This is a genomic window from Aquabacterium soli, from assembly GCF_003933735.1.
Taxonomy (GTDB): Bacteria; Pseudomonadota; Gammaproteobacteria; order Burkholderiales; family Burkholderiaceae_C; genus Aquabacterium; species Aquabacterium soli.
The window spans coordinates 148,026-166,758 of the sequence record NZ_RSED01000010.1 but is presented as its reverse complement, the minus strand read 5'-3'; the positions used below and the strand labels follow the sequence as shown (position 1 = coordinate 166,758).

The 18,733-nt window shown below is 62.5% G+C and carries 12 protein-coding genes and 2 pseudogenes; 5 read left to right on the top strand and 9 right to left on the bottom strand.

Annotated features, from left to right (window positions below):
• Positions 1 to 42 precede the first annotated feature (42 nt).
• The gene (gene rpmH, locus EIP75_RS14285) at positions 43 to 177 is read right to left on the bottom strand and encodes a 50S ribosomal protein L34 (protein ID WP_125243952.1); all 135 of its coding nucleotides are present in this window, start codon (positions 175 to 177) and stop codon (positions 43 to 45) included.
• A 415-nt stretch (positions 178 to 592) separates the two neighbouring features.
• On the opposite strand from rpmH, the gene dnaA reads away from it, so the two are divergent.
• The 4 genes from dnaA to EIP75_RS14265 all read left to right on the top strand — a co-directional run bounded on the left by dnaA (position 593) and on the right by EIP75_RS14265 (position 6,489).
• Entirely contained in the window at positions 593 to 2,134 is a 1,542-nt protein-coding gene (gene dnaA, locus EIP75_RS14280; RefSeq protein ID WP_125244004.1) for a chromosomal replication initiator protein DnaA, read from the top strand.
• Between the two features lie 268 nt (positions 2,135 to 2,402).
• The gene (gene dnaN / locus EIP75_RS14275; protein WP_125243951.1) at positions 2,403 to 3,530 is read left to right on the top strand and encodes a DNA polymerase III subunit beta; all 1,128 of its coding nucleotides are present in this window, start codon (positions 2,403 to 2,405) and stop codon (positions 3,528 to 3,530) included.
• Positions 3,531 to 3,624: 94 nt separating this feature from the next.
• Complete coding sequence (gyrB, locus tag EIP75_RS14270; RefSeq protein ID WP_125243950.1) at positions 3,625 to 6,168, top strand: DNA topoisomerase (ATP-hydrolyzing) subunit B; 2,544 nt, start codon at positions 3,625 to 3,627, stop codon at positions 6,166 to 6,168.
• A 6-nt stretch (positions 6,169 to 6,174) separates the two neighbouring features.
• Positions 6,175 to 6,489 (top strand): nucleotidyltransferase family protein, encoded by a 315-nt coding sequence (locus tag EIP75_RS14265; protein WP_125243949.1) that lies wholly within the window; start codon positions 6,175 to 6,177, stop codon positions 6,487 to 6,489.
• 34 nt (positions 6,490 to 6,523) lie between these two features.
• Here the strand turns inward: EIP75_RS14265 and EIP75_RS25030 are convergent.
• The 8 genes and pseudogenes from EIP75_RS25030 to EIP75_RS14230 all read right to left on the bottom strand — a co-directional run.
• Positions 6,524 to 7,510, bottom strand: a pseudogene (locus tag EIP75_RS25030) (DUF3387 domain-containing protein); the annotation flags it as partial.
• 66 nt (positions 7,511 to 7,576) lie between these two features.
• Positions 7,577 to 9,745: pseudogene (locus tag EIP75_RS14260) on the bottom strand (type I restriction endonuclease subunit R); the annotation flags it as partial.
• A 205-nt stretch (positions 9,746 to 9,950) separates the two neighbouring features.
• Positions 9,951 to 11,666: a DUF8451 domain-containing protein gene (locus tag EIP75_RS14255; protein ID WP_125243947.1), complete on the bottom strand. Its 1,716-nt coding sequence runs from the start codon at positions 11,664 to 11,666 to the stop codon at positions 9,951 to 9,953.
• A complete protein-coding gene (locus tag EIP75_RS14250; RefSeq protein WP_233584865.1) occupies positions 11,663 to 12,916 on the bottom strand; it encodes a restriction endonuclease subunit S in 1,254 nt (417 codons plus the stop codon). Before EIP75_RS14250 ends, EIP75_RS14255 begins: the two co-directional genes overlap by 4 nt.
• 49 nt (positions 12,917 to 12,965) lie before the next feature.
• Positions 12,966 to 14,528: a class I SAM-dependent DNA methyltransferase gene (locus tag EIP75_RS14245; protein ID WP_125243945.1), complete on the bottom strand. Its 1,563-nt coding sequence runs from the start codon at positions 14,526 to 14,528 to the stop codon at positions 12,966 to 12,968.
• Between the two features lie 246 nt (positions 14,529 to 14,774).
• Complete coding sequence (locus tag EIP75_RS14240) at positions 14,775 to 15,047, bottom strand: helix-turn-helix domain-containing protein (protein ID WP_125243944.1); 273 nt, start codon at positions 15,045 to 15,047, stop codon at positions 14,775 to 14,777.
• A 127-nt stretch (positions 15,048 to 15,174) separates the two neighbouring features.
• Entirely contained in the window at positions 15,175 to 16,662 is a 1,488-nt protein-coding gene (locus EIP75_RS14235) for a M20 family peptidase (RefSeq protein WP_125243943.1), read from the bottom strand.
• Complete coding sequence (locus EIP75_RS14230) at positions 16,655 to 18,055, bottom strand: TAXI family TRAP transporter solute-binding subunit (RefSeq protein ID WP_125243942.1); 1,401 nt, start codon at positions 18,053 to 18,055, stop codon at positions 16,655 to 16,657. The genes EIP75_RS14235 and EIP75_RS14230 overlap by 8 nt, the downstream gene beginning before the upstream one ends.
• Before the next feature lie 75 nt (positions 18,056 to 18,130).
• Here EIP75_RS14230 and EIP75_RS14225 point away from each other — a divergent pair, with 75 nt between their 5' ends.
• Complete coding sequence (locus EIP75_RS14225) at positions 18,131 to 18,733, top strand: hypothetical protein (RefSeq protein ID WP_199758594.1); 603 nt, start codon at positions 18,131 to 18,133, stop codon at positions 18,731 to 18,733.

Here is an 18,733-nt window from a genome sequence, read left to right as displayed (position 1 = left end):
GTGGGAGCGGCCCGGCGGCCTCATCTCATCGTCGGGTGACGATCAGACAGCCAGACGCTGGCGGCCCTTGGCGCGGCGGGCGTTGATGACCTTGCGGCCACCCTTGGTCTTCATGCGGACCAGGAAGCCGTGGGTGCGGGCGCGGCGGGTCTTGGACGGTTGGTAAGTACGCTTCATGATGAATCCTTCAGTCCCCCGGCCGCCCGATCAAGCCCACACAGCCGGCAGGCGCCGGGGCGGGTGTTCGAACGGACCACGAAGGGGTTTTTCATGTTCCGGGCTTTCATGCACCGAAGGCGCCATGCGAGACCGGGTTTGTTGACAGCTTGCGAATCGATTGCCGAAAGCCATGTACCGACACACCGCAAGCCCGGGCGCCAGACAAGGGCGCACCTAACTCACAACGGGTCGAACCCGGGATTACAGCAGAAGTCGCCCAAGCCGTCAATGGGTTATCGCCACAGGTCGCAAGGCCAAAGTCTGTGGATAACCTGTCGGAAACTGCCCTGCGCCAGCGTAGAATCTGCGGCCCAAGGAAGGACTTGTCCACAACATGAGTGCCGCCGATTCCAGCGTCGATCCCAGTGCCCCGATGGCACCCAACTTCAGCCCGGACGCCGTCTGGGCCCAGTGCTGCGAGAAGCTGCGCGCCGAACTCCCAGAACAGCAGTACAACACCTGGATCCGTCCGCTGCCGCCTGCCGATGTGCAGCGCGATGGCGACACCACGGTGCTCAACGTGCGCGTGCCCAACCGCTTCATCCTCGACTGGATCCGCACGCAGTACAGCACTCGCCTAGAAGCCATCCTGGCCAGCGTGAGCGATGGCCCGGTGCGCCTGGACATCAGCATGGCCGCCCGCCCGGCGATGGCGCGCCCCGCGGCCCCCAGCATGATGCCGCCCAATGCCCAGGGCCCGCACAGCCTGGGCACCATGGGCACGGCCTTGCCGCCCAACGCACTGGCCGCCCGCGCCTCTGGCAACTACCAGGGCGGCATCAACCCGCTGCCGCCCAGCGCCGGCCCGCACACCGTGGTGCTGAGCGAGCAGGGCGAGCACCCGCACAACGTGGTCGGCCTGCATGGCGGACAACGCCGCAACGGCCACCCGCAGGTCATGGGCCTGAACCCGGGGCTCACCTTCGACAACCTGGTGCCCGGCCGCGCCAACCAGATGGCACGCACCGCCGCCCTGCACGTGGCCGGCGCCCCCGGCCACATGTACAACCCGCTGTTCATCTACGGCGGCGTGGGCCTGGGCAAGACCCACCTGATGAACGCCGTGGGCAATGCCCTGTTGGCCGACAAGCCCGACGCGCGCATCCTGTACCTGCACGCCGAGCAGTTCATCTCCGACGTGGTCAAGAACTACCAGCGCAAGACGTTTGACGAGCTCAAGGCCAAGTACCACAGCCTGGATCTGCTGCTGATCGATGACGTGCAGTTCTTTGCGGGCAAGGACCGGACGCAAGAAGAGTTCTTCAACGCGTTCGAGGCCCTGCTGGCCAAGAAGGCACACATCATCATGACCAGCGACACCTACCCCAAGGGCCTGGCCAACATCGATGAGCGCCTGACCTCCCGCTTCGACGCCGGCCTCACGGTGGCCATCGAGCCGCCCGAGCTGGAAATGCGCGTGGCCATCCTGATCAAGAAGGCCGACCAGGAGGGCATTGCCATGCCCGAGGACGTCGCCTTCTTCGTGGCCAAGAACGTGCGCGCCAACGTGCGCGAGCTTGAAGGCGCCCTGCGCAAGGTGCTGGCCTTCGCCCGCTTCAGCCACAAGGAGATCACGATCACCCTGGCGCGCGAGGCCCTGAAAGACCTGCTGTCCATCCAGAACCGCCAGATCAGCGTCGAGAACATCCAGAAGACGGTCGCCGATTTCTACAAGATCAAGGTGGCCGACATGTACAGCAAGAAGCGCCCGGCCAGCATCGCCCGCCCGCGCCAGATCGCCATGTACCTCGCCAAGGAACTGACCCAGAAGAGCCTGCCCGAGATCGGCGAGCTGTTCGGGGGCCGCGACCACACCACCGTGCTGCACGCCGTGCGCAAGATCGGTGGCGAGCGCGCCAAGGACACCGAGCTGAACCAGCAGCTGCACGTGCTGGAACAGACGCTCAAGGGTTGAGAATCAGCGCTGAGAGGGCTGTCATGGCAGCCACCCCGATTTCTGAGAGGATGTCAAGCCAACAACGTTGTGGATAAAAAAAGGACAAGCCACCCCTTGTCCACAGCCCTTCGCGTTTTGCCCAAGTTGTTGTCTGTTGTCCCCAAAACGACGAGGTGTGTGGCCCACAAGCTTGTCCCGACCCTAAACCCTTGATGGATCAGGACAAAATACGGTTGTGCACAGAAAAAGCGGCCCTCTACTACGACGACCAATTTGAAAGAATGAAATGATTGTGTTGAAAGCAGCCCAGGAAAAAGTTCTCTCGGCCCTGCAATCGGTCAGCGGGATCGTCGAACGCCGTCACACATTGCCCATCCTGGCCAATGTGCTGATCCGCAAGAAGGGCCCGCAGATCGAACTGGTCACCAGCGACCTGGAGATCCAGATCCGCACCACGGCCGAGCTGGGTGGTGACGAAGGCGACTACGCCGTCACCGTGGGCGCCAAGAAGGTGGGCGACATCCTCAAGAGCCTGCCCAGCGACCAGACCGTGTCGCTCACGGCCAACCAGACCAAGCTGACGCTGCAGGCCGGCAAGAGCAAGTTCACGCTGCAGACGCTGCCGGCCGAAGACTTCCCCCTGGTGCAGGAGGCTGCGGATTTCGGACCCGCCTTCAGCGTGCCCCAGAAGACGCTCAAGCTGCTGATCGGCCAGGTGCACTTCGCCATGGCCGTGCACGACATCCGCTACTACCTCAACGGCATCCTGTTCGTGGCGGAAGGCAAGAGCCTGACCCTGGTGGCCACCGACGGCCACCGCCTGGCCCTGGCCCAGGCCAACCTGGACGTGGACATGCCCAAGCAGGAGGTGATCCTGCCGCGCAAGACGGTGCTGGAGCTGCAGCGCCTGCTGAAGGACGACGGCAAGGCCGCCGAGGGCGAAGAGGCTCAGATCGAGATGCGCTTTGCCGGCAACCAGGCCAAGTTCGCCTTTGGCGGCCTGGAGTTCGTCACCAAGCTGGTCGAGGGCAAGTTTCCTGACTACAACCGCGTCATCCCCAAGAACCACAAGAACCACATCACCCTGGGCCGTGCCACCCTGCTGGCCAGCCTGCAGCGCGCCGCCATCCTCACGTCCGAAAAGTTCAAGGGCGTGCGCATGAACTTCGCGCCGGGCGTGCTGGGCATTGCTTCGAGCAACGCCGAGCAGGAAGAGGCCAAGGAAGAGCTCGAGATCGACTACGGCGGCGACAGCTTCGAGATCGGCTTCAACGTGGGCTACCTGATGGACGTGCTGGCCAACATGAGCCAGGACATGGTGACCGTGTCATTGCACGACGCCAACAGCTCGGCCTTGATCACGAACCCGGAGTTCGAAGGCTTCAAGTACGTCGTGATGCCGATGCGGATCTGAGACAGCCCTGCCCGGGGCAAATGCCCCCTAAAAAGGCTAAAATGTCAGAGCCCTGAAGACCGTCTTCGGGGCTCTTTTCTTTCCCGGGCCCGACATGAGCGACACCACTCCGATCCCTGACCAGCAACCTGAGCAACCCGCGCCTCAAACCGAAGCGCAGATCTCGGCTGGCTATGGCGAAGGCAGCATCCAGATCCTGGAAGGCCTGGAGGCGGTGCGCAAGCGGCCCGGCATGTACATCGGTGATACATCCGACGGCACCGGCCTGCACCACCTGGTTTTCGAGGTGGTCGACAACTCCATCGACGAAGCCCTGGCCGGCCACTGCGACGACATCGTCGTCACCATCCACACCGACAACTCGATCAGCGTCACCGACAACGGGCGGGGCATCCCCACCGGCGTCAAGATGGACGACAAGCACGAGCCCAAGCGCAGTGCGGCCGAGATCGCCCTGACCGAGCTGCACGCCGGCGGCAAGTTCAACCAGAACAGCTACAAGGTGTCGGGCGGCCTGCACGGGGTGGGCGTGTCGTGCGTGAACGCGCTGAGCAAGTGGCTGCGCCTGACCGTGCGCCGCGAAGGCAAGACGCACTTCATCGAGTTCCGCAAGGGCGTGCCTCAGGATCGCCTGCTGGAAATGCGCGATGGCTTCGAGATCAGCCCCATGCGCATCACGGGCGATACGGAAAAGCGCGGCACCGAGGTGCACTTCCTGCCCGATGAAGAGATCTTCACCAACATCGACTTCCACTACGAGATCCTCAGCAAGCGCCTGCGCGAGCTGAGCTTCCTGAACAACGGCGTGAAGATCCGCCTGGTCGATGAGCGCAACAACAAGGAAGACAACTTCGCCTACGCCGGCGGGGTCAAGGGCTTCGTGGAGTTCATCAACAAGGGCAAGAACACCCTGAACCCCAACATCTTCCACGCCATGGGCGACAAGGTGTCCGATCACGGCACCAACGTGGGCGTTGAAGTGGCCATGCAGTGGAACGAGAGCTACAACGAGAACGTGCTCTGCTTCACCAACAACATCCCCCAGCGGGATGGCGGCACCCATTTGACAGGCCTGCGCGCGGCCATGACCCGCGTGATCAACAAGTACATCGAAGACAACGAGCTGGCCAAGAAGGCCAAGGTCGAGGTGGCCGGTGACGACATGCGCGAAGGCCTGGCCTGCGTGGTGTCGGTCAAGGTGCCTGAGCCCAAGTTCAGCAGCCAGACCAAGGACAAGCTGGTGAGCAGCGAAGTGCGCGCGCCGGTGGAAGACATCGTCAGCCGCCTGCTGACCGACTGGCTGCTCGAGAACCCGATCGACGCCAAGATCATCTGCGGCAAGATCGTGGAGGCCGCACGCGCCCGCGAAGCCGCCCGCAAGGCCCGCGAGATGACGCGCCGCAAGGGCGTACTCGACGGCCTGGGCCTGCCCGGCAAGCTGGCCGACTGCCAGGAGAAGGATCCGTCACTCTGCGAAATCTACATCGTGGAGGGTGACTCCGCCGGTGGCTCCGCCAAGCAGGGCCGCGACCGCAAGTTCCAGGCGATCCTGCCGCTGCGCGGCAAGATCCTGAACGTTGAAAAAGCCCGCTACGAAAAGCTGCTGACCAGCAACGAAATCCTCACGCTGATCACGGCGCTGGGCACGGGCATCGGCCGCGGCGCGGGGGGCGATGATTTCAACCCCGACAAGCTGCGCTACCACCGCATCATCATCATGACCGATGCTGACGTTGACGGCGCCCACATCCGCACGCTGCTGCTGACCTTCTTCTTCCGGCAGATGCCCGAGCTGGTGGAGCGCGGCCACATCTACATCGCGCAGCCGCCGCTGTACAAGGTGAAGCACGGCAAGCAGGAGCAGTACCTGAAGGATGCCCATGCGCTGGACGAGTACCTGATGAAGGTGGCCCTGGACGGCGCCGTGGTGGAGCCTGAAGGATCGGGCGGGGGCAAGCCCGCCATCGCTGGCGATGCCCTGGTGGACCTGGCCCGCGCCTACGTGACGGCCAACGCCGTGACCGAGCGCCTGGGCAACTGGATGGACATCGAAGCGCTGCGCGCGATTGCCAACGGCCTGACACTGAACCTGGACACCCTGGAAGCCGCCGAGCAATCGGCCACCGCGCTGCAGGGTGCATTGCAGAACGCCGTGGTCACGGCCGAGTTCGACACCCGCACCGACAAGCACATCCTGCGCATCAGCCGCATCTTCCACGGCAACACGAAGTACAGCGTGATCAATGCTGACTTTGTGCATGGGGCTGATTACGAAGCCCTGAGCCGCGCGGGCATCACCTTCAAGGGCCTGCTGGGGCCGGATGCCGTGGTGCGCCGCGGTGAGGGCGAGAAGGCCAAGGAAATCAAGGTGAGCGATTTCCGCGCCGCCATGGACTGGCTGATCGGCCAGGCCGAGAACAGCGTGGGCCGCCAGCGCTACAAGGGCCTGGGCGAGATGAACCCCGAGCAGCTGTGGGAGACCACGATGGATCCGGAAGTGCGCCGCCTGTTGCGTGTGCAGATCGAGGATGCGATCGAGGCCGACAAGGTGTTCACGATGCTGATGGGCGATGAGGTGGAGCCTCGTCGGGATTTCATCGAGAGCAATGCGTTGCGGGCGGCGAACATCGACGTTTGATTCATCGTGGCCATCCAAGCGTTCATCCTGGAGCAGCGTGAGGCACTGGCGGAACTCTGCCGCCGTGCCCATGCGCGCAGGTTGGACGTGTTTGGATCAGCCGTCAGGGATGATTTCTCCGAGGCCAGCAGTGACCTGGACTTTTTGGTCGAGCTTGAAGCAGCACAGCCCGCCGACTATGCGGAGCACTACTTCGTGCTCAAGGAAGGACTGGAGCAACTGTTCCACCGACCGGTGGATCTGCTGACGCAGGCGGCCCTCAAGAACCCGTACCTGCGCTCTCAGGTGGAGGCAGAGCGGAAGACGGTGTATGTCGCCTAAGGCCGCCAAGTACCGTGCCTTAATCGCACAGGTGCTATACCCACGCTTCTCCGATCTTCTCGGCTTGTGTGAGTACCAAGTCCACAGCCGCGTCGGCGTAGTCAGGTGGGTACTTGTACTTTCGCAGGATGCGTTTGACCATCAAGCGCAGCTTGGCCCGAACGCTCTCGCGCTGAGCCCAGTCCACGCTGATGTTCTGGCGTAGGCTTTCGGTCAGCTCATGGGCGATCTTCTTGAGCGTCTCGTCGCTCAGCTCTCGCACCGCTGATTCGTTGGTGATCAGCGCGTCGTAGAACTTCACCTCGTCGTCGCTCAGGCCCAGGCTTTCGCCGCGTAAGGTTGCCTCACGGAATTTCTTGGCCATCTCCACCAGTTCTTCCATCACCTGGGCGGTTTCGATGGAACGGTTCTGGTAGCGCTTGATGACGTTACCAAGCAGCTCAGAGAACTTGCGCTCCTGCACAACATTGGTGGCGAAGCGGCTCTTGATTTCGCCTTCGAGCAGACGCTCCAGTAGCTCCACAGCGAGGTTGCGCTCGGGCAGGTTCTTCACCTGCGCCAGGAACTCGTCATCCAGCAGGCCGATGTTGGGTTTGTCCAGTCCCACAGCATCGAAGATGTCCACCACGCTGTCAGACACTACTGCCGAACCGATGATCTGACGGATGGCCAGCTCGCGCTGCTCATCGGTCTTCTTTTGCTGGGTGATGTCCTTCTTGGTCAGGATCACCTTCACGGCTTGCATGAAGGCCACTTCTTCGCGGACGGTCTTGGCTTCATCCAGCGTGCAGCAAAGCGTGAAGGCCTTGCTCATGGCCAGGGCTGTGTCAGCAAAGCGCTTTTTGCCGTCGCGTTGGCCTTCGCTTTTCAACCCCAGGATGTGGTTGGCTGCACCGGCCAGCACCTTGTGCCCACCCGTGAGAAAGCCGCTGTAGTCAAAGCCGTGCAGCATGGCGCGCAGCACGTCGAGCTTTTCTTCCAGCACAGCATAGGCTTCGTGGGTATCCACGGTCGGCTTGCCACGGCCCTTGCTGGCTGTGTACTCCTTCATGGCGGCTTTCAGCTCGTTGCCGATGCCGATGTAATCGACCACCAAGCCGCCTTGCTTGTCCTTGAACACGCGGTTCACGCGGGCAATGGCCTGCATGAGGTTGTGACCCTTCATGGGCTTGTCCACGTACAGGGTGTGTACGCACGGTGCATCAAAGCCGGTCAGCCACATGTCGCGCACGATCACCAGACGCAGCGGGTCGGCCGGGTCTTTGAAGCGCTTCTCCAGCCGCTTTTTGACTTGGCCGCTGTAGATGTGGGGGCGCAGCAAGGCCTTGTCGCTGGCCGAGCCGGTCATCACGATCTTGACTGCGCCCTTCTCCGGGTCTGCGTCATGCCAGTCAGGGCGCAGCTTGATGATCTCGTCGTACAGGTGCACGCAGATGTCTCGGCTCATGGCCACCACCATGGCTTTGCCATTCTGCGCCTTGTTGCGCTCTTCAAAGTGCTTGACCAGGTCGGCTGCTACTGCTGTCACGCGAGGCTCTGCCCCCACCACCTTTTCCAGGGCGGCCCAGCGGCTTTTGAGCTTGGCCTGTGTGCTTTCCTCTTCGTCTTCAGCCAGTTCATCCACCTCTTCATCGAGGTGGGGCAACGCTTCCTGCTTCAGGCTGAGCTTGGCCAGACGGCTCTCGTAGTAGATGGCCACGGTGGCGCCATCTTCCTTGGCCTGCTGCATGTCGTAGACATGGATGTAGTCGCCAAACACGGCCCGGGTGTCGCGGTCTTCGCTGGACACGGGCGTGCCGGTGAAGGCTACGAAAGTCGCGTTGGGCAAGGCATCGCGCAGGTGTTGCGCGTAGCCAGCCTGGTACTTATGAGCCTCGGTGGTCACAGCCTTCTCGACCTTGTACGAGGGAAGGACGAAGTTGGTGGGGACCACCGAGCTGGCTTCGCCGCCCGTCGTCAGTGCCGACGACTCCCCATCGGCCTTGCCTACCTTGCGTTTGACCGTTTTGAGCTTGGCCTCGAAGCCGTACTGCGTGCGGTGTGCTTCGTCAGCAATCACCACAATGTTGCTGCGGTTGGAGAGCAGCGGGAAGGTGTCTTCGTCCTCGCCCGGCATGAACTTCTGGATGGTGGCGAAAACGATGCCACCAGAAGGCCGGTTGGTCAGCTTGGCGCGCAGGTCTTGCCTGGTTTCAACCTGCACGGGCTGTTCGCGCAGCAGGTCTTGCGCCAGGCTGAACACGCCGAAGAGCTGGCCGTCCAGGTCATTGCGGTCGGTGATGACCACGATGGTAGGGTTCTGCATGGCCGGCTCTTGCATCACCCGCGCCGCGAAGCAGGTCATGGTGATGCTTTTGCCGCTGCCCTGGGTATGCCAGACCACACCACCCTTGTGCGTGCCGCCTGGGCGAGAGGCGGCCACCACCTGCTCGATGGCTGCGCGCACGGCGTGGAACTGGTGATAGCCAGCGATCTTCTTGATCAGGCCACCGTCGTCCTCGAACAGCACGAAGTAGCGCAAGTAGTCCAGCAAATAGGTGGGGGCCAACGCGCCTCGCACCAAGGTTTCCAGCTCGTTGAACTGGCCCAGCGGGTCGAGCGTGACGCCGTCGATGGTGCGCCATGCCATGAAGCGCTCGGCGTTGCTCGACAGCGAGCCCATCAGTGCTTCGGAGCCATCCGATGCCACCAGCACCTCGTTGTACTGGAACACATCCGGGATCTGCTCCTTGTAGGTCTGGATCTGGTCGTAGGCCTTCCAGATGTTGGCTTGCTCGTCGGCCGGGTTTTTCAGCTCTAGTAGCACCACGGGCAGGCCGTTGAGGAACAGGATGATGTCAGGGCGGCGCGTGTGGCGCGGGCCCTTGACGGTGAACTGGGTGACGGCCAACCATTCGTTTGCGGTGGCATCGGCCCAATCGATCAGGCGGGTGAAGTCACCCCGGGTTTCGCCATCTTGTTGGTACTGCACTGGCACGCCGGCCACCAGCAGCCTGTGGAAATGCTGGTTGGCCGACAGCAAGGCGGGGGTGCCCAGGTCTCGGACCTGTTGGAAGGCATCTTCCTGGGCGGCCGGGGGGAGGTGCGGATTCAGGCGGGCAATGGTATCGCGCAGGCGCCGTGGCAAAAGTACTTGGCGGTATGAATCGCGTTCAGGGCTCGTGCCATCGGGCGCGATGTCAGGGCCATGAAGATGCGTATAGCCAACCTCGATGAGCCAACTCAGTGCTTCTTGTTCGAGCTGATCTTCGGTCATGGGCTCCCTTGCGTCATGCCTTGGCGATTTTTGTATGCGGTTTGGTTACAAGTTTAAATGGACAGACTTTGATTTCTGCTTTCTTCGCACTGTTCACAGAGTGTTTAGCAAAAGCAAACCGCAAGTTGTTGATTTTATTGTGTTTAAACGGGGTGTTTAGCATTTGCTAAACACTTGCTAAATGCTTGCCACTGCCTTTAGTAGCTCAACGCAAGGTGTAAAAAGGTTTCCCCTTTTCCATTTGCTTGTGCAAGAAGCCATCTTCCTGGCTCCATTTCTTGAAAAGCCTTGAGGCTTCGACCTTGGCTGACGGCGAATCTCCCAAGCCCAGCAGTTCCCTCAACTGGGTGTTGTTGATGCGCTGGTGATCCTTGAGGTACTCACGGACCAGTTCAGCGTAACGCACGGGATTCAACCCGCGCGTGCGGGTGTACGCAGCCTTGCCTTTCAGGGTGGTGGCCACACCCTTGGCCAAGTGAAAGGTCGCCGCGGATGTGTGCCCCTTGCGTTCCAGCAAGTTCAAAGGGGGGGTGCACATGGCCTCCAGCACCAGCTTGGCATCATCACGGGGCAGTTGCAGTACCTGAGCGACCTCGGCCACATCGATGAACGATTGCCCCATCAAGGCATCCAGCACCAACAAATGGTCGAGCGATACCTCGGCGCCCACCGCATCAAGGCGCGCCACCACCTGTGCCACGGCATCATGGGTTTGCCGGTTGAACAACCGCAAGGTAACCGCGTGGCCGTCGGTCTGGTACTGAGGGCGGCGCTTGCCGTAGATCAGGGCTGACCTGAAGATGCGTTTGCGGCCGATGCCGGACGACTCAACCAGCCGCAGCTTGACCAGCGCATTGGCCAGGGTACGGTTGCGCGGCACGGCCTCATGGCGAAGGATGTTCTCTGGGGTGATGCCTGCCACGAAGCCGCCTGGGCTGGTGACCACCAGTTCCTGCGCAGAATGCCTCACCAGGATCTCGCCCGGGTGGAGGTAATCCCGGTGGGTCAACGCGTTCAACACAGCTTCGCGCACGCCTTCGATCGGGTACTGGGGGATGCGCATCTTGAACAGCCCCAGCTCGATTTCTTTCTCAGGGTTCAGTGGCCCCACGAACACCTGCTCCATGCGCTCGACGGCTTCGAGCAAGGGCAGGCGGTCGATGTCGTTGCGGGCCACGGTGGTTTCGCTGTCGTGCAGCACGTAGTGGAACTGCGCTTGTGGGCAACAGCGTGCCAACACCTCGCGGCGCCCAAAGAGCAGCAGGCCGGTGTGGGTGACACGGCCATCACGCACCGCCTCAAGCCCTTGCAAGAATTCAGTGTCAGAGAGGCCCAGCAAGCCAGACGATGGCGCCTTGCTTCGCAGCACCTGCCGGGCGCGCTCGATCTGCAGTGGGTCTAGATCGGTCAGCGCCAGGCCCTGTGCGGGCTCACCGCTCCAATCCAGTGCCGCGCTGGCCACCTGCGCACGCTGGAACACCGTGCCGTCCATTGGCATGCAGTGCTTGCCCACGCGCTGCTTGTACAGGCCGGCTGCCGTGCCATAGGGCTTGCGTGGCCCCTCGGGCACGCGGACCACCAGCAAGGTGCCTGTACCCTCCGGTACGGGCAACGCGAACACCTCTGCTTCGATGCCAGGGCGTGTGCCATCGTAGATGCCGCGTTTGAACATGTCCACATCGTGCCCCTGCGTGCCCACGATGGCTTGGGCACGGCCCTTGATTTTGTCGGCCACCCCAAACACCACGACACCGCCACCCGCATTGGCAAAGCACACGGCGTACTCGCTGGCCACCTTGAGATCTTCCTTGGGCCCGTGCGAGAGCTTGAAATCAAGGTGGAAGCTTTCGAGATCATCTGCGGTGTGATCTCTGAGTTGATCCAGCAAGGCCAGGATGTCGTCGTGGGAGGGGACGCTCATGCGGCGGCCTTTAATTGAGCGTGGGCCTCAGGCAGGCGGAGTTGGCCGGAGATGAGGCGGGGGAGTAATGTGTCACGCAAGGCTCCCAGAGTTTTCGCCTCTTCGTCATTGGCTGCGATGCTGGATTGAATGACTGAAACCATTTGACCGAACGCCATCCCGATAGCATCAGTTGGTACAGCAATCAGATAGCGGCTAAGCGCTTCGTTTTGAATGCGTTGACGCCCGCTCGTGCCCACCATGCTCTGGATGGCAAACTCCAGGAAGGGCCGGTGTTTACAGAGCAGGTACACAAAGTAGTCTGGCAAAGTGCTCTTGGGTCGCATCACTAAAAACTCTGTTGACCCCCAGCCAATCTGGCCGTCGGCAAGGAAGTCCACGAATGCAGCCTTGCCGTTTTCCAGGCACGGCGTGATGCGCGCCAGTAGCGTGTCGCCATTGCAGAACTTGGTCCCGGACCCCAATTCACGCTGGATAGGGACATCTGTGCGATGTCCGGTGGTCGCAACGTTGGCCATTTCCAGGTAGGGGGCAAGCGCACCCTTCTTCAACGGTCGAGGAGGGTTGAACTCGACAGCATCTGCCAATGGCATCTTCTTCCACCCCTTCGGCACCAAGCCCAACGCCGTCTCCTCCAATGCATCAGGGAACAGCGCCGCAGTGGCCTCGTCCATGCCTTCGGGGGCATGGCCTGCCATCTTGGCGCGCACGGGGTCGAAATCGACGAACCACGACTTGAACAGCGCCTGGGCAATGGCTTCGAGTGTGGCGTTGGTTTCGCGCAGGAGGGTGATGCGGTCGTCAAGAGCCCCCAAAGTCGAGGCAATCTCTCGTTGAATACCAATGGGAGGCAAGCTGAGTTTGAACTTGAAGCAGTCTCCTACCCGGATGTGGCTTACGACCGAGCCAGACCCCTCATGGCTCCCGAATTGGTGCTGCAAAGCTGGCGACAAGAACGTGTACAGGAGAAAGCGGGAATCGAGAAGCTTCGGGTTGGCGCGGTACTGCATCAACCTCTGTCCGAGAAACACGCCCTCGGCTTCCTTGACCATACCAACCTCACCGATTGGCGCCTCCCGTGTCAGGATGACATCGCCTGGCTGCAAATTGGCTCTGCGAGTCCACTTTTCGTAGGTGTCTTCTTCGACGTATCGGCATTCACTGAGATCGATTCGACCGTGACGCACATTCGTAGTTCGAATCATCCTGAATGGAGTTTCATGTGCGACCACGGGAGCGGTCTTGTTCACGCAGTCAACGATGAGGTCACAGACATCCTCAATCGTGGCTGTCGGCCACTCAGAACTCATACCCCAGCCCCCCCAGCTTCTGCCGAATCAACGCATCCAGCTCGGCACCCTTGGCCATCTGCTCGCCCAGCTTCTCGGTGAGCTTCTGCATCTTCTCTGCAAAGGCCTCGTCGTCGTCTTCCACTTCTTCGGCGCCCACATAGCGGCCCGGGGTCAGCACATGGCCGTGCTGCGCAATCTCTGCCAAAGGCACGCTGCGGCAAAAGCCCGGCACATCTTCATAGGTGGTGATGCTCGCGCCTTCCTCCACCTCGCCACGCCAAGCGGCCACGGTCTCGGCAACGCGGGCAATCGCCGCATCATCCAATTCGGCCTGCACGCGCGAAATCATCTTGCCCAGCTTGCGGGCGTCAATGAACAGCACTTCGCCCTTGCGCTGCTTCTGCTTGGTCAGGAACCACAAGCAGGCCGGGATCTGGGTGTTGAAGAACAACTGCCCCGGCAGGGCCACCATCACTTCCACCACGTCGGTATCCACCATCGCGGCGCGGATCACGCCCTCATTGTTCTGGCTGGAGCTCATCGAGCCATTGGCCAACACGATGCCGGCGCGGCCCGTGGATTTGAGGTGGTGCAGCATGTGCTGCAGCCAGGCGTAGTTGGCGTTGCCTTGGGGTGGGTCGCCGTAGTGCCAGCGGGGGTCGCCCTCCAGGCTGCCATGCCACCAGTCGCTGATGTTGAACGGTGGGTTGGCCAGGATGTAATCGGCCCTCAGGTCGGCATGCTGGTTGCGTGTGAAGGTGTCGGCGGGTTCGCGGCCCAGGTTGAAGTCGATGCCGCGAATGGCCAGGTTCATGGCGGCCAGGCGCCAGGTGGTGGGGTTGGCCTCTTGCCCGTAGATGGACACATCGTCCAGCTTGCCGCCGTGGGCTTCGATGAACTTTTCGCTTTGCACGAACATGCCGCCTGATCCGCAGCACGGGTCATATACCTTGCCGTGGTGCGGGGCCAGCACGGCCACCAAGGTCTTGACGATGCTGGCTGGCGTGTAGAACTGTCCGCCCCGCTTGCCTTCGGCGCTTGCGAACATGCCGAGAAAGTACTCGTACACCTGGCCCAGCACGTCGCGGGCCACGGCGGCATCGGTGCCGAAACCGATGGTCGAGATCAGGTCGACCAGCTCACCCAGCTTGCCGTCGGGCAACTGTGCTCGGGCATAGCGCTTGTCGAGGATGCCCTTGAGCTTGGGGTTTTCGGTTTCGATCAGGCTCAGGGCATTGTCGATGTGCTTGCCGATGGTGGGCTGTTTGGCCGCCGCGCGGATGGCCTCCCACCGGGCGACCTCGGGCACGCAGAAAACGTTGACCTCTTTGTAATAGTCACGGTCTTCGAGCTCGGCGTCGATGTCCTCTGCGGCAGCGTCGCCGTAGAAGTATTCGTCGTCAGGGTTTGTCAGGCGCTGGCGCAGCTCGGCCTGACGCGCGGCAAAGGTGTCAGAGATGTACTTGACGAAGATGAGTCCCAGCACCAAGTGCTTGTACTCGGCGGCGTCCATGTTGGCGCGCAGCTTGTCGGCGGTGGCCCAGAGGGTTTTCTTGATGTCTTCGACCATGGTCTCGGGGGAATTTGCTTCTGATCGCTGGCTGCTGCAGCGGTCTTGCCGAAACCGCAGATTTTAGTTTGTGGCCTCAGTAGAGCAGTTTCGTACTTGCCCCGTGCCGGACCGGGAGTGAAGGACCGCTTCAGAGGCAACTATTAGGAAATTCCTAATGGTTCGACTTTAGGGTGCTGGCCAGCCATGTGCGACATTGATGGAACGCATGACATCATGACGGCAAGGCTGGATTTCCAAGGTCGCTCAGGGAGCATCGTCATCTTCCCTGTAGAAAGCTGCCGCGACTTCCTCCATGGTGGGCAACCCAGCCGGCTCAATGTGCATGACCAAGTTCAAAGCGCGAAGCACATCGAACAGCGATGACACGGATGCTTCCTGGCCACTCTCAAGGCGATAAATCACCTCGCGGACACGGCCAGCACGCCCAGCGGCGGCCGTTTTGCTGAGGCCGAGGCTCTCGCGTCGTTGTCGAAGCAAGTTGCCAAGTTCGTAAGGGAGTCGGGGCCTGTCAGTCATGGCTTGCAATATGCGCGGCACAGTGCTCAAACGCAAGCCGTGGCTTGCAAGCGTTGGTAGAAGGGCGGCGTGTCGTTGATGCTGGTGGCTTCGTGCGTGAGCCAAAGCCCCCTTGATCTTGTTTACTTCAAGGATTCAGATTCCGCAGCAACCGCTCATAAAACTGAATCATCTCCCCATACTCCTTCACCCCGATCCGCTCATCCGTGCCATGCAAGCGCGCCAGATCCTTGGCCGTCACATGGATCGGCCTGAAGCGCAAGATGGTCTCGGCCAGGTCCGTGAAGTGGATGGAATCGGTGCCGCCGATCAACAGCCCCGGTGCCACCACGGTGCCCGGCTGCAGCTCCCGCAGGCTGCGCGCCAAGGCCCGGTACGCCTTTGACTCCGTGCTGGACACGGCCGCGGCCTCGGTGCCCTTGGGCTGCCGTTCCACGCTCACGTCCAGCCCTTCCACCACCTGCTGCACATGCCGGATCACATCCTGGCTGGTGTTGCCGGGCAGCAGCCGGTAGTTGATGGTGGCTGCCGCCAGCCCAGGCACCACGTTCTCCAACTCGCCCGCTTTCAAGATGGTCGGCACGGCCGTGGTGCGCAGCATCGCGTCAGCGGCTGGGGTCTTGGCCAGTTCGCGCTCGATCAAAGGCCGCGTCAGCCACAGGTTGCTCAGCACCACGCGCATCGGGCCGTTGGCTTCTGCCGCCACCGATTCCATCATCTCGCGTGGCAGGCCTTGCAGCCGGCCCGGCATGGGCTGCGCTTCGAGCCGCTGCAGGGCCTCGGCCAGCACGCCGATCGCATGGCGCTTGGGCGGTTGGCTGGAATGCCCGGGCTGCCCCTTGGCGGTGAGCTTGAGCGTGAGGTAGCCCTTCTGCGACATGCCCACCAAGGCCACGGGCGGTTTCACGCCAGGCACCATGCCATGCGTGATCACCATGCCTTCGTCCAGCAGGAACCCGAGCTTGATGCCCTGCGCGCGCCACAGCTTGGCCACCTGCCCCGCGCCCTCGTCACCACCCACTTCTTCGTCGGCGTTGAAGAGCAGGTAGATGGTCTGGCGCGGCTTGAAGCTGGCCTTCACCAGCGATTCGACCGCTTCCAGAATGGCCATCACGCTGGATTTGTCGTCCCAGGTGCCGCGGCCCCAGATGAAGCCGCCTTGGATCGCGCCCGAGAAGGGTGGCACCTGCCAGTCGCCCTCGGTGCCCGGCGCCACGGACACCACGTCCTGGTGGGCCAGCAGGGCGATGGGCTTGGCCTGCGGATCCGTGCCTGTCCAGGTGTAGAGCAAGGCATGTTTGCCGATGATCTGCCGAGTCAGCTTGTCATGCACACCCGGGTAGCTGGTCTCGATGAGCTGGCGCAAGGCCTGGAAGGATGCCGCGTTGGCATCGGTGGCCGACCACACGGTGCGCAGCTGCACGGCGGCGCTCAGGCGTTTGGCCGCCGCGTCGACATCCACAGCCACGCCTGGCCGAGGTTCGACGTGGACCTGATGCGAAGGGAAACGCCAGGTTTGCCAGGCCAGGACCAAGGCCAGACCGAGCAGCAAGGCCGCCAACAGCCACAGGATGCGTTTGATCAAAGAGGGTTTGCGGGAAGACATGTCAGCCATGATGCCTCTGCTCCTTCAGCGCCGGAACGCTGCCCCGCCCCAACAACCGCCTCCGCGTCTTCTCGATGTTGCTCCGCAGCGCATACACCTCTTCCGCATGCGCCAGCGGCACCGTGATCTGGCTGGCCACGCGGTCCAGCTCGTCCAGTTCGTTCAGCAGCTCGGTCGCATCGCCATCACCTTCTTCCATGCGCGCCTCTACCTCGCGCAGGCGCGCATACCAGCGGAACACGCGCTGGCGCACCCGGTAGGTGTACAGCGGCGGCACCACGCGTGACAGGGGCAGCAGCAGCACGATCAAGCCGCCGATGACCAGCCACATGCGTTCCAGCAGGTTGCTGGCCCAGAAGGGCAGGTAGCGCTGGTAGAAGGGCGGCGTGCCGTTGATGGCGCGGTCGCCCTCGGGGCTCACGGGCAGCTCGCTGGTGCGTGTGTTCGGAAAATCCCGCGCGCCGTTGAACCAGCCCGATCCACCGTGGATCTGTTGCGCCGCCTGCGCGAACAACTGGCGCAGGGCGGGGTGGGTGTCTTCGTGCGTGAGCAGGGCGGTGGTGGCGGCCAGCAGGTGGATGTCGTCGGGCGGCAGATCACGGGCCAGGTGCACCATGCCGCGTGGCAGCGTCACGGTCTGCAGGAAGGGAAAGCGGCGGGCCAGGGCATCGGCCTGCGGCAGCTCGGCCAGCGCCACGCCGGGTTGCTGCAGCAGTTGCTGCACCACGGGGGATTCGGGCGCGGTCACCAGCACCAGGGCATCGAGCTGGCCGGCCTGCAGCGCCCGGGCCGCAGCCTCCGGGGCCAACTGGCTCACGATGACCTCGTTGGACATCATGCCGTTGGCCTCCAGCAGCCGGGTCATCAGCTCGGGGGCGCCGCTGCCGGGCTGGTCCAGGTTGACGCGCAGGCCGCGCAACTGGGTCAGCGAGGTCAGGCGGGTGGTGTCGGCAGCGGGCGAGGGCTTGCTGGCCGTGGTGGCCTTGTTGAGCGCGGCGGGGCGGTAGAACAGCCACAGCGGCTCGTAGAACAGGGCGCCCAGGGACATGACGCCGTGCTCGGCATCGTCGCTCATGTCGGCGCTGCCGCCGCGCACGAAGGCCACGTCGGCCTTGTGATCACGCAGGGCCTGCAGGTTGTCGGCGGGGCCTTGGGTGGGCAGCAACTGCACTTTGATGCCATCGCGTGCCAGGGCCTGGGCGTAGCGCTGGCCGAACTCGGCATAGGCGCTGCCGGCGGGCCCGGTGGCCAACGTGACGGTGCGCGGGGGCTGCGGATCCAGCCACCAGTACGCGGCAGCCAGCAGGCCCAGGGCCAGCAGCAGCACGGGGCCGGCGGAGGCCAGCATGTCGCGGATGGACAGCAGGACGAGAAGCAGGGCTTCTCTGATTTGACGGGTCATGAAGGGCATCGAGGCGAAGTTCTCAGAAAACTATACAGGTCGTCATGTGTGAAGCATGTCTGTGCGGTGCTTGTCATGCCCTGCCGCATTCGTTATATTCTCTATTCGCGAATGGCGAATGACCCTTGGCCAACGATCATGGTGCGATCCAATCCTCAAGTCACCCTCCGCCCTCAGGATCTGGTGGTGCTTCTGCGGCTTTCGCTGGAGAATGAGCCCTTGCCTTCGTATGCGGGGTTGTCGGCGGAACTGAGCCTCACGGCCTCCGAGATTCACGCGGCCGTAGAGCGGGCGGTGACGGCGCAGTTGTCCCGCAAGGATGAGCGGGGCAAACCCCGGGTGATTCGGGAGTCATTGCGGCTGTTCGTGCAACATGGCGCTCGGTACTGCTTTCCCGCAACCCGGGGGGAACTGACCCGCGGCATGCCCACGTCGTACGCGGCACCACCTTTGAAGGACAAGATCGTTCAGTCCAGCGAGCCTGTGCCTGTGTGGCCAGCCAAGAACGGATCGGTGCGGGGCATGGCGTTCATTCCGCTTTATCCAACCGTGCCCGAGGCCGCCGGGCGCAATCCCGCGCTGTATGAATTGCTTGTGCTGGTTGACGCGATCCGTGGTGGCAGCCCCCGTGAACGCGCCTTGGCGATCAAGATGCTGGATGCTCGCTGGACGGACTGA